The sequence below is a fragment of the Kitasatospora sp. NPDC051170 genome, from assembly GCF_044455705.1.
Lineage (GTDB): Bacteria > Actinomycetota > Actinomycetes > Streptomycetales > Streptomycetaceae > Kitasatospora.
Map to the genome: position 1 here is coordinate 409,775 of NZ_JBITFA010000005.1, position 11,252 is coordinate 421,026.

6 protein-coding genes and 1 pseudogene are annotated in these 11,252 nt (G+C 76.4%); 5 read left to right on the forward strand and 2 right to left on the reverse strand.

Annotated features, from left to right (window positions below; all coding sequences use genetic code 11):
• The first annotated feature begins 150 nt into the window (after nucleotides 1–150).
• The 3 genes from ACIBCA_RS14845 to ACIBCA_RS14855 all read left to right on the forward strand — a co-directional run bounded on the left by ACIBCA_RS14845 (nucleotide 151) and on the right by ACIBCA_RS14855 (nucleotide 3,916).
• Nucleotides 151–2,295: an asparagine synthase-related protein gene (locus tag ACIBCA_RS14845; RefSeq protein WP_396283260.1), complete on the forward strand. Its 2,145-nt coding sequence runs from the start codon at nucleotides 151–153 to the stop codon at nucleotides 2,293–2,295.
• A gap of 291 nt (nucleotides 2,296–2,586) precedes the next feature.
• Nucleotides 2,587–3,093, forward strand: coding sequence for a universal stress protein (locus ACIBCA_RS14850; protein WP_396283261.1), 507 nt, complete (start codon nucleotides 2,587–2,589; stop codon nucleotides 3,091–3,093).
• 118 nt (nucleotides 3,094–3,211) lie between these two features.
• The gene (locus tag ACIBCA_RS14855) at nucleotides 3,212–3,916 is read left to right on the forward strand and encodes a DsbA family oxidoreductase (protein WP_396283262.1); all 705 of its coding nucleotides are present in this window, start codon (nucleotides 3,212–3,214) and stop codon (nucleotides 3,914–3,916) included.
• Nucleotides 3,917–3,941: 25 nt separating this feature from the next.
• On the opposite strand, the gene ACIBCA_RS14860 is transcribed toward ACIBCA_RS14855, so the two are convergent.
• Nucleotides 3,942–6,011: a sigma-70 family RNA polymerase sigma factor gene (locus ACIBCA_RS14860; protein ID WP_396283263.1), complete on the reverse strand. Its 2,070-nt coding sequence runs from the start codon at nucleotides 6,009–6,011 to the stop codon at nucleotides 3,942–3,944.
• A 543-nt stretch (nucleotides 6,012–6,554) separates the two neighbouring features.
• Nucleotides 6,555–7,463 (reverse strand): TetR/AcrR family transcriptional regulator, encoded by a 909-nt coding sequence (locus ACIBCA_RS14865; RefSeq protein WP_396283264.1) that lies wholly within the window; start codon nucleotides 7,461–7,463, stop codon nucleotides 6,555–6,557.
• Between the two features lie 582 nt (nucleotides 7,464–8,045).
• On the opposite strand from ACIBCA_RS14865, the gene ACIBCA_RS14870 reads away from it, so the two are divergent.
• Nucleotides 8,046–9,395 carry an NAD(P)/FAD-dependent oxidoreductase gene (locus tag ACIBCA_RS14870; RefSeq protein ID WP_396283265.1) on the forward strand — a complete coding sequence of 450 codons (1,350 nt, stop codon included), beginning with the start codon at nucleotides 8,046–8,048 and terminating at the stop codon, nucleotides 9,393–9,395.
• A 170-nt stretch (nucleotides 9,396–9,565) separates the two neighbouring features.
• Nucleotides 9,566–10,858, forward strand: a pseudogene (locus ACIBCA_RS14875) (SpoIIE family protein phosphatase); the annotation flags it as partial.
• Nucleotides 10,859–11,252 lie beyond the last annotated feature (394 nt).

Consider the following 11,252-nt stretch of genomic DNA (forward strand, 5'->3'; position numbering starts at 1 on the left):
GGCCCGCACAACACCCGCCCCGCCCGGCCCCCGTGACGCGCAAACGGAACCGGAAACACCGGCCCCAGTGGCCCCCGGCGATGGCACGATGTCTCCAGACGACGCGCCGGAGCGCCGTCCGGGTGCGGGTCCTCGTCCGGTGGAGGCGCGATGCGGTGGCTGACGGGCTGGAGCACCGGCGCGCCACGGCCGGGCACGCCCGCGCAGGAGGCCCTCGCCACCGTCACCCCGATCGCCGCGCGCCCCCTGTGGACCGGGCCCAACCCGCTCTGGGCGGTGGGCGACTGGCGCCCCGAGGAGATCCGCCTCGTCACCCTCCGCCCCGGCGCCCCCGCGGCCGTCACCACCGGCCCCACCGCCCCGGACACCGCCGAGGACACCCCCGCCACCACCCGGCTCGCCGTCCTCGGCCACTGCGGCGCCACCGACGCCGAACTCGCCGCGGGCCTCGCCGCCGCCCGCGGCGGCGCCGTCCGCCACCTCACCGCCTGGCCCGGCAGCTACACCGTCGTGCTGCGCACCGGCACCCGCTCCACCCTGCTGCTCACCGACCTCGCCGGCGCCCAGCCCGTCTTCCACACCCCCTGGGCCGGCGGCACCGCCTACGCCACCGCCGCCCTCCCGCTCGCCGACCTCGTCGGCGCCCCGCTCGACACCGGCCACCTCGCCGCCCGGCTCGCCTGCCCCGAATCCCCGGAGGCGCTCGGCACCGGCACCCCCTACCTCGGCGTCCAGCGGGTGCCGCCCGGGCACGCGCTCACCATCCACGGCGGCCGCCCCTACGTGTCCGGCTACGACGAGCCGTCCGCCACCGAGCAGCCGCGCGGCGAGGCGCCCGCGATCCGCGAACTCACCCGCGCGCTGCTGGAGTCCGTCCGCTCCCGGGTCCGCACCACCGTGCCCGCGCCCTCGCGGGACGGACGGGCACGGCTCGGCGTCGACCTCTCGTACGGCACCGCCTCCGCGACCGTCGCCCTGCTCGCCGCCGCCGTGCCGCTGCCGCCCGCGCCCTCGCCGGCCCCGGCCAGGGGCCCGGCCGCGCGGCCCGCCACCGGCGCCAGGAGCGGGGCCGTCAAGGGCTCCTGGGCCCGGGGCGGCGAACGCGAACCCGCCGGCCCCGAGCAACTCGCCGCCGTCACCCTCGGCGAGACCGAGGGCCCGGCCACCCTCGCACTCGCCCCCGACACCCCGCGCCTGCGGCACACCGTCCTCGACCCCGGCCCCGGCACCCTCCCGTACGCGGGCCTGGGCACCGACCCGCAGACCGGCCCGCTCACCGACGAGCCCGGCCCCGAACTCGTCGCCGCCGCCCGGGCCGTGGCCCGCTTCGACGCCGGCGGCACCGACCACCTCACCGGCTACGGCGCCCGGCAGGTCCTGGACGGCCACCCCGCCCGGCTCGCCGACCTCCTCCGGGCCGGCCGCCCGCGCGAACTCCTGCCCCCCGTCGCCGCGCTGGCCGGAGCCGACCGGGCCGCCGCGGGCGTCCTCACCGGCGCGGTGCGCACCCCGCTCGTCGTCGTCCGGGCCGCCCACCGGCTCTCCCGGGTCCGCTACGCCGAGGCGCTGGACGAGGCTGCCGCCAAGCTGACCGCCCGCCACGTCCCGGACGGCATCGGCACGGCGGGCCGCCGCTCGGCCCTCGACCTCGCCTGGTGCGTCCCCGGCCCGGCCGCCCGCTGGCTCTCCGACGACGCGCTCTCCTCGGTCGCGCTGCGGCTGCGCCTGGCGGCGCGCAGACCGGCGCCCGAGGAACACCCCGGCGCGCACCGCGCCCGGCACGCCCTCCACCGGCAGGCGCGCTCCTTCCGCACGCTGCTGCACGCCGCCGAACAGCCCGGCCAGCGGCTGCACGCACCCTTCCTCGACAACCAGGTGGTCCGCGCCGCCCGCCTCCTGCCCGACGACGTCCGCCTCCAGCCCGGCGCCCGGCATGCCCTCCTGCACGCCGTCCTCACCGGCGCCGGCCGCACCGACCTGCCCCCCGACTGGGGCCGCAGCCCCCGCCCCGATCGCACCGCCCCCACCCGCGCGGGCCTGCGCCTCGCCGCGGACGGCCTCGCCGAACTCTTCGACGCCCCCCTCCTCGCCGAAGCCGGCCTCATCGACCTCCCCGCCCTGCGCACCCACCTCGCCCGCACCGCCGACCCCGCCACCCCCCTCACCCCGGCCACCCTCGCGGGCCTCGCCGACCTCGTCTCCACCGAACTCTGGCTCCGCCGCCTCCGCGCCCGCCGCCACGGCGCCTGCTGGACGGGCCTCCCCCACCCCCACCCCCGAGCCCTCACCCCCTGACCCCGCCCACTGTCCCCGGCTCCCGGCGGCCGCCCCACCCTCCTGCCGCCGCTCCGGCACGCGGCGCCCCGCCCCGCTCCGCGCGGCCCCCGCCGCTCCCTCGGGTCCGGCGCGGCCCTGGCCTCCGGCGGCCGCTCCACCTTCCTGCCGCGGCTCCGGCACGTGGCGCCCACTCCACCCCGCTCCGCGCGGCCCCCGCGGCCCCCTCGGGTCCGGCGCGGCGAGCGCGGACGGGATGGGGCGGGAGGGCGATGATGACCGGGATCGTGGGTCCGGGGCGAGGAGGGTTCGGTGGGCGAGCGGGTGCCGGTGGTGCTGTCGGTGCTGGGGCGGCCGCCGTCCGGGAGACCGGCCGGGGTGCTGGCGGCCTGCGACGGGTCGGACGGGTCGCTGTGGGCGCTGGACCGGGCGATGACGGAGGCGGAGCTGTTCGGCCTGCCGCTGTACGTGCTGGCCGTGGTGAACCCCGCCCCGGCGGGCTACCCGCCGGGGATGGCGGAGCTGGTGCAGGAGAGCGTGGAGACGCTGGTGGAGAGCATGGCGGACGGGCTGCGCCGCGCCGTGGAGGCCGTGCAGCGCCAGCGCCCCCGCCCGTACACCGGGGAGATGTCCCTGCACGTGGTGCTTGGCAACGTGATCGAGGTGCTGCTGGAGGCCTCGACCCGGCAGCACACCATGGTGCTCGGCACCCGGGGCAACGGGGGCTTCGCCCGGCTGCTGCTGGGGTCGGTGAGTTCGGCGGCGGTGCACCACGCGGCCTGCCCGGTACTGGTGGTCCCGGCCCCGCCGGGCAGCTGACCGGAAGGCCCGGCGGGGCCGGGCGGGTCCGGCGGGCGTGCCGGGAATGTACCGAGATGGTTCACCGTTCACCTATCTCGCACGCACAGGTTTCACGCCCCCCTTGGAGTCACCCCGCATGAAGGTCGAGATCTACAGCGACATCGCCTGCCCCTGGTGCTGGATCGGCAAGCGCCGGTTCGAGACGGCCCTGGAGGCGTTCCCGGGCAAGGACGCCGTCGAGCTCGTCTACCGCCCGTACCAGCTCGTCCCCGACGCCCCCGAGACGGCGAGCCCCCACCGCGCCTGGCTGGCCGAGCGCTACGGCCCGCAGTCCGTCGCGATGGACGCCCGGGTCGCGGAGCTGGGTCTCGCCGAGGGCCTGACGTACGACTTCGACGCCGCGCAGCACGTCAACACCATCCTGGGCCACCGCCTGCTGCACCTGGCGGAGACCGAGTACGGCGCCGAGGCCCAGGGCCGGCTCAAGGAGGCCCTGCTGAAGGCGCACTTCACGGACGGCGTCGACGTCGGCGACCGCACCGCGCTGGTGGAGGTCGCCGCCTCGGCGGGCCTGGACCGCGAGCGCGCCGCCGCCTACCTGGCGGGCGACGAGGGCGCCGCCGAGGTGGAGGCGCAGCTGGCCGAGGCCCGGGAGCTGGGCATCAACGCCGTGCCGACCTTCGTGTTCGAGGGCAAGTGGGCCGTCCAGGGCGCCCAGGACGCCGAGACCTTCCGCAAGGTGCTGGACCAGGTCGCCACCGAGATCGGCGAGCGCCGCCCGGCCCCGCAGCCGGTCGCCCCGGCGGGCGAGTCCTGCGCGGACGGCACCTGCGCGATCTGAGCCGGCACGCGCCCGGGGGCCCGGTTCAGGAGCACCTGAACCGGGCCTCGGCCCAGTCCGCCACGTTCAGCACCGACCACACCCCGTTCGCGGGCGTGACCACGAGCCGGATCGACGTCTGACCGGCGAGCGGCACGTGCACCGGCACCGCGGAGTCGCCGACGGCGAGCGCGGGGGAGTGCCACAGCGTGGTGCCGTCGCCGCCCTGGACGGAGAAGACGACCCCGCCCGGCGAGAGCGTGGCGTCGTCCACCCCGGCGACCGCGTCGAAGGACGTGCAGCTGCGGTTGAGGTCGATCAGCGTGGTGGCCGGGGCGTGCACGGTGAGCGCGTGCGGGTGGTAGTCGCCGGCGATCCAGCCGCCGGAGCGCTGCTGGAAGTTCCCGCTGCCCTTCTTCCGGATGCTCGGCCCCTCCGGCGGCACCCGGTTGTTGCCGGGCTTGGTGACGGGCAGCGAGTCGGCCCAGAAGTCGCTGGGCACGGGCGGGGTGGGCGTGGGCACGGTCGGCACCGGCACGTCCGGCACGGTGGGCACCGGGATGTCGGGCGTGGGCACCGGCGGCAGCGTCGGCTCGGGGACGACGGGCGGCGGCACGACGCGCGGCGGGGGAGCCGGGGTGCTGGGCGCGGGGCTCTTCGCCGGAGCGGGGGTCGCGGTCGGCGTCGGCTCGGGTGCGGCGGTCGGCGGCGGGCTCGGAGCGGGTTCCTCCGGCGTGGGCTCGGCACTGCTGGGCGGCGCGGGCGAGGCCGGGGCGGGTGAGGCCGGTGCGGGGGCCACCGGGCCGGGGGCGGCCGGGGCACTGGTGACCGGGGGAGCGGCCGCCGGGGGCGTGGCCTCGGGCGAGCCGGTGAGCGCGTACGCGGCGACGGCGGCCGCGGCCACCGCGATGGCGGCGGCGATGCCCGCCTTGGCGGCGGTGCCCAGGCCCTCGCCGGCGGCGGCGCTCGCCGCGCCGCCCCCCGAGGAGGCCCCTGCGGCCCCGGCCCCGGCCCCGGCAGAGCCCGCGGCGCCTGCGGCGCCCGCCGTCCCGGCGGTACCGCCCGTCGCGGCCGCGGCCGCGGCCGTTCCCGCCGCCGCGGCACCGCCGACCGCCGCCACACCGCCCACGGCGGCCGCGGCGAACCCGGCCCCGCCGACGCCGATCCAGACCAGCACGCCGCCGGGCAGCAGCGCGCGCAGGCCGGTGTTGATCTCGGTCAGCTCCAGGCAGGCCGCCGTGCAGCGGTCGCACTCCTTGAGGTGCCTCCCGACCTCGGCCGAGGCCCGCTTGCGCAGCGAGCCGCGCGCGTAGGCGCCGAGCCGGTTGGCGTACGCCTCGCAGGTGCTGTCCTGGCTGCCGGAGACGTGCGCCTGGAGGAAGCCGGCGGCGAGCCGGTCGCGGGCCCGGTGGGCCTGGACGGCGGTGGCGTTGGCGGTCTTGCCGAGCATGACGGCCACGGTCTTGGGGGATTCGCGCTCGACCTCGGTGTGCCAGAGCACCACCCGGTCGTCCTCGGGCAGTTCGGCGTACGCCTGCATCACCATGCGCTGGTCGGCCATGGCCATCGCCCAGGCGTCGGCGCCCGGGTCGGCGAGGTCGAACTCGGCGACGGCGGCCGAGGTCTGGGCGAACACCGAGAAGTCGTCGACGAGTTGTTCGCGCCGCTCGCTGCGGTGCCAGGCGGCGGCGACGTTGCGCACGGCGGTCAGCAGGTAGGCGCGGACGGCGAAGTCCGGCCCCTTGCCCGCCCGGAGCGCCTGGAGGGTGCGGGCGAAGACCTCGCCGGCGAGGTCCTCGGCGGTGAAGTTGTCCCGGCAGCAGGTGCGCGCGTACCGGCGGACGGAGTCGGCGTGGCGGCGGTAGATCTCCTCGTACGCGGTGTCGTCACCGGCCCGGACGCGGGCGGTCAACTCGGCGTCGGAGGGCGGGCGCTCGCCGTCGACGGGGTCGGCGGGCGCGGGGACGGTCGGGCGCACCGGCATGCCGTCGCCGACGAACGCCTCGGGGGCGACGCCGCCCCGGCCCGCGGGGGCCTGGCCGGGGACGCGGCCGGGAGGCAGCGGGGATGCGGAGGAGAAGGACTCGCGGCCGGGCGCCCCGGCCTGGTCGGGCACATGGCCGGGTCCCGAGCCCGGTGCGGCACCCGGTACTTGGGCGGCTCCGGGTACTTGGGCGGCTCCGGCCGGGCCCGCGGCGGACCCTTCGGCCGTACTACCGGAGTAGCCCCCGAAATCGAGGCCGTACCCGTAGTCGTTCTGTTCCTCGGCGCTCACAACGGACCCCAGATTCCACGACAGCCCCCGTAGTGTGGCAGGGCGCGCGGGAGTGCGTAGGCGCACGGTTCCCCGACGCACGGCGCCGACGGCGCACGAAGGGCGCGCATCGGGACATTGGCTCCAACCACGGGCAAAGGATGGCATAGCGCAGGGTGGGGCGGTAGCCGGACGGGCCGGTACCCACTCTTCCGTGGGGCCGTCGCGGGTGTGTTCGCCCAGCGTGCGGCGCCGGGTCGCGCGCCGTCCCCACCCGGCGCGCGTTCCCTGATCGCGCGCCGGTCATCCGGCCAACTTCCGTGGTCCACCCCCGGGATGAGGCATCAGGGGCGCACGGTCGCACACGCTCGGCGCACCGACGCACGGTGCCCGGAGCGCTGGGGCTCAGCGCGCCCGGAGGCCGTCCAGCAGGATCTGCAGCAGCCGGTCCGACGGACCCGCCGAGCGTTGACCGTCCGCCTGCGAAGCGATCGAACCGCCCAGGCCGACCGGGCCGACCGGGCCGCCGACACCGACCGGCACCGAAGCCGGAGCGCCGAAGCCCGCCGGAGCCGTCCGCGCCGCGTGCACCGGAACCGACGCCGTCAGCACCAGCACCACGTCCGACACCGTCACGCCCGGCCGCAGCTCACCCGCCGCACCCGCCCGTGCCACCAGCGCGGCCAGCAGCTGCAGCAGCAGCCGCGGATCGGCGTCCGCCGCCGAGGAGTCGACCGGCTCCGCGTCCAGGCGCACCGCACCCGCCTGCTCGGCGATCCGCTGCTCGGGCACCCGGCCCAGCTCCTCCGCGTACCGGAACGCCTCCGGCGGCAGCAGCCGCCCGGCGCCCGTGGTCACCGCCCGCGCCAGGTACCCGGCCAGCGCCTCCCAGGCGCCGTCGCCGCCGTACAGCGACTCCCGCGCCTGCGCCGTCAGCCAGGCCACCTCCTCGGCGGCGATCCGCTGGACCAGCACCTCCTTGCTCGGGAAGCGCCGGTACACCGTGCCGACACCGACACCCGCCCGCCGCGCGACCTCCTCCATCGGCGCGTCGTAGCCGTACTCGCCGAACACCTCGCGAGCGGCCCGCAGCACGCTCTCCAGGTTCCGCCGCGCGTCCACCCGCAGCCGGGCGCCGGGCACCGGCGCCGAGGCCGGTACGGGCTCCGTGCGGTACGGCACGCCCGCGTACTGGACGCCGCCCGTCGACGCGTCGACCGGTACGTCGACCGGTCCGCGCTGCTCGGGCACCGTGCCCTGGCCGGCGTGCGGTGAGACCGCCCGCCCCAACACCTGCTCCTGTTGTTCCATCATCCCAACTCTCCCCCGCAGGCGTCCGAATCCGGATTCAGTCGTCGCCCGCCCCTGCACCCCCCGGTGCAGCTCGATCCGTCAGAAGTGACCCGGTGATCCATCGCTCGTGCCGCCCGTCCCGTTCCGGTGACCGCGGTCGTGCGTCGTGCCGCCGGGCCGGGGCACCCCGGCTCGGCGCGTCGGCGCCGCCCGGGGCCTCGTCCGGGAACTACCCTTCCCCGGATGACTGTCCCGCAGTCGGGTTCTCGCGCCAACACTGGAACAGGCCGTAGTGGCCGATCCACGGTGCGTCGCCGCCGGTGGTCGTGGCGGAGTCCGCTCCGATACACAATCCGACCATAGTTCACGGCTCTTCGCGCCCGAAAGTGCGTCAGAAAGTCGCCCTGCAGGCACAACTGACCACATGCGCCCCGTCCGTCCCAAAGGATGCCGTACGGACTGTGGACAAGACCGCCCCCGCCGGTCCTTCATAGGGGGGCGTGATGGGGGGACACCCCCGGCCGCGGGGCGGCCGGGACGAAGCGTCACATCGGCAGGAGGTGCACCATCCGAGTCCTGATCGCCGGCGGCGGCTGTGCCGGAATGGCCGCCGCGCTGCACCTCCAGCGCGGCCTGCGGGAGAGACTGCGCAGCGGCGAGGTGGAGATCACCGTCGTCGAACCCGAGGCGTACTTCACCTACCACCCGCTGCTCGCCGAGGTCGCGGCCGGCTCGATCGACCCCCGGCACGTGGTCGTCCCGCTGCGCCGGGTCCTGCCGGAATGCCGGGTGCTCACCGCCAGGATCACCCGCATCGAGCACGCCACCCGCCGGGCCTTCGCCGACGCCGCGGGCCCCGGCGAGCCTCCCGCACCCGTCGAACTGCCCTACGACCTCCTGGTGGTGGCCCCCGGCTCGGTCTCCCGGGGCGCCCCCGTGCCCGGACTCGCCGAACACGGACGCGGCTTCTCCACCGTCGGCGACGCCGTCAGCCTGCGCAACCACGTCCTGGAGCAGCTCGACCTGGCCTCCGCCACCCGTGACCCGGCACTGCGCCAGGCCGCGCTGACCTTCGTCTTCGTCGGCGCCGGCTACGCGGGGGTGGGCGCGCTGGCCGAGCTGGAGGACATGGCCCGCACGGCCGTGCGCGACTACCACAACGTCGACGTCACCGACCTGCGGTGGGTCCTGGCCGAGGCCACCGACCGCATCCTGGCCGAGGAGTCGCCCGAACTGGCCGAGCACACCCTGCGCGAACTGCGCGAGCGCGGCGTCGACGTCCGGCTGGGCACCACCCTGGCCTCGGCCGCCGACCAGGTGGTCGCGCTCTCGGACGGCAGCCGCTTCGCCGCCCGCACCCTCGTCTGGACGGCGGGCGTGCGGCCCGCCCCGATGCTGAGGGACACCGACCTCCCGCTGGACGCCCTCGGCCGCGTCCGCTGTCTCGCCACCCTCCAGGCGGTCGGACCGGACGGACGGGCCCTGCCCGGGGTCTGGGCCGCCGGCGACTGCGCGGCCGTCCCGGACCCGAACGCGAACGGTGACCCCTGCGCCCCCAACGCCCAGCACGCCTTCGCCCAGGCCGAGTTGCTCGCCCGCAACCTGGTGGTGGCCCTGGACGCCGGACCGTACGCGCCCGGCCTGGAGGCGTACGAGCCCGGCCCGGCCTCCTGCTCCACCTCGCTGGGCATCGGCCGGGCCGTCGCCCACACCCGCCGGGGCGCCCGGATCACCGGGCGCCGGGCCTGGTGGCTGCACCGGGCCCGCCATCTGAGGCGCCTGCCGAGCGCGGAACGCCGGGTGCGGGTGCTCATGGACTGGGTGCTGGGCGGGGTCTTCTCCCGGGAGGTCGTGTCCCTGGGCGGCGTCGAGTACCAGCGTTCGGGATTCGAGGAGGGGTTCGAACCGGGGCCCGGCCGACCACCCGGCGCCGGGCCGGAAGCTCCCCGGTGAGCGGGCCCCGCCACGGCGCGGGGCGGCCGTTCGGACGGCCACGCCGCGCGGGCGACTTCCGGAACCGGGCCTCCGCCTGACAGGATCAGCCCGACCTGGTCATTACCCCGTGTGCCAGTGCGCACACAAAAAGTGATGATATGCCTGGAAAACGAGGAAGCGGCCGTCGTTTGAACCTCATGCGCTGGAGCGTCCGGCTCACCGGAGTCCCCTGGCGTGCCACCCCGACCGACGGGGCCGGCACCGAGGACGGCACGCCCTGCGCCGACAGCGTGGTCGTCCCCAGCCCCCGCGACCCGACCAACCTCGCCAGCGTCACCGAACTCCTCGACCCGCACAGGCCCCAGAACCTGCGCGAGGTCCTCAACCGCATCCCCGCGCCCGTCGCCGTCACCTACGGCCCCGCGCACCAGCTCGGCTACACCAACCGCGCCTACCGCGAACTCTTCGGCGACCGCCCCACGGGCCTGCCCGCCGCCGAGGCCCTCCCCGAGCTCGGCACCATGGGCGTCCTGCCCCTGATGGACCAGGTCATCCGCGGCGGCCGGCCCCGCAGCGTCAAGGCCCGCTGCATCCTCGGCCTCACCGGCAACCGCTACTACAACGTCTCCTGTGTCCCCCTCGGCCCCGGTGACACCGCGGACGCCCCCACCGAGGGCCCGCCCGCCGGCGTCCTGATCTTCGCCGCCGAGGTCACCGACCAGGTCCTCGCCGCCGCCCGCCTGCGCGAAGCCGAACGCCGCCAGCGCGAGGCCGCCGTCACCCTCCAGCGCAGCCTGCTCCCGCAGAAGCTCGACCAGCCCGCCGACCTGCGCGTCGCCGCCACCTACCAGCCCGGCGGAGCCGAGGCCGCGGTCGGCGGCGACTGGTACGACGTCATCGCCATCGACGGCGGCCGCACCGCCCTCGTCATCGGCGACGTCATGGGCCGGGGCCTGCGCGCCGCCGCCGTCATGGGCCAGCTCCGCACCGCCGTCCGCGCCTACGCCCGCCTCGACCTGCCCCCGCACGAGGTGATGCGCCTGCTCGACGGCCTCGCCATGGAGATCGACGCCAACCAGATCGCCACCTGCACCTACGCCGTCTGGGACCCGAGCCGCCGCACCCTCACCTACGCCTCGGCCGGCCACCTCCCCGTCCTGCTGCGCTGCCCCGACGGCACCATCCTGCGCAGCGAGGAACAGAACGGCCCCCCGCTCGGCACCGGCGACGGCCTCCACGTCTCCCACACCCTGCGCCTGCTCCCCGGCACCACCGGCGTCCTCTATACGGACGGCCTGGTCGAGCGCCGCGACGAGGACATCGACCAGGGACTGGACCTCCTCGCCCGCACCCTCACCGGCGCCGTCGGCGCCCCCGAGGTCATCTGCGCCCGGCTGCTCCGGGCCATGGGCGTGACCTCCGAGCACGACGACGACGTGGCCGTCCTCGCCTTCCAGCTGCCGGCGGAGGAGGACGCTGAGAATCCGGTTGCAGAGCTTGACTCGGTCGTGCGAGAGGTCTAGTGTTCTTCGAGCTGCCTGGCAGGGAGCACCGGACACGCACCGCGCGGACGGTCCCGAGGTAGCCAATCCCTTGAAACACCACTTCCGGCTCGTGCCGGCCGTTTCGCTTTTCGCGTCGCGGCTCGGTGCTTATTCGGCGTGCTCGTTTTATCGGATTGCGGCCGGATTCGCTTTTCGGAGCGGGGATCGGCTAGAGTTTGAAACGTCGGACAGGGCGTCAAGCCCCGGAAGACACCAGCGAGTTGGATGACGAAGCCCCGGAAAACGGAGCGGAAAACATCTGGTAAGCTGGAAACACGAAAGAACGAAGCGCCCGGAGGGCCCGCTGGAAGGCGGCTCGAAGGAAGCGTCC

What these genes read in the sequence shown, in the direction of transcription:
- ACIBCA_RS14855 (WP_396283262.1), top strand. Translation starts at nt 3,212, where the DNA reads ATGAAGGTCGAGATCTACAGCGACATCGCCTGCCCCTGGTGCTGGATC.
- ACIBCA_RS14870 (WP_396283265.1), top strand. Translation starts at nt 8,046, where the DNA reads ATGGCCGCCGCGCTGCACCTCCAGCGCGGCCTGCGGGAGAGACTGCGC.
- ACIBCA_RS14865 (WP_396283264.1), bottom strand. Translation starts at nt 7,463, where the DNA reads ATGATGGAACAACAGGAGCAGGTGTTGGGGCGGGCGGTCTCACCGCAC.
- ACIBCA_RS14845 (WP_396283260.1), top strand. Translation starts at nt 151, where the DNA reads ATGCGGTGGCTGACGGGCTGGAGCACCGGCGCGCCACGGCCGGGCACG.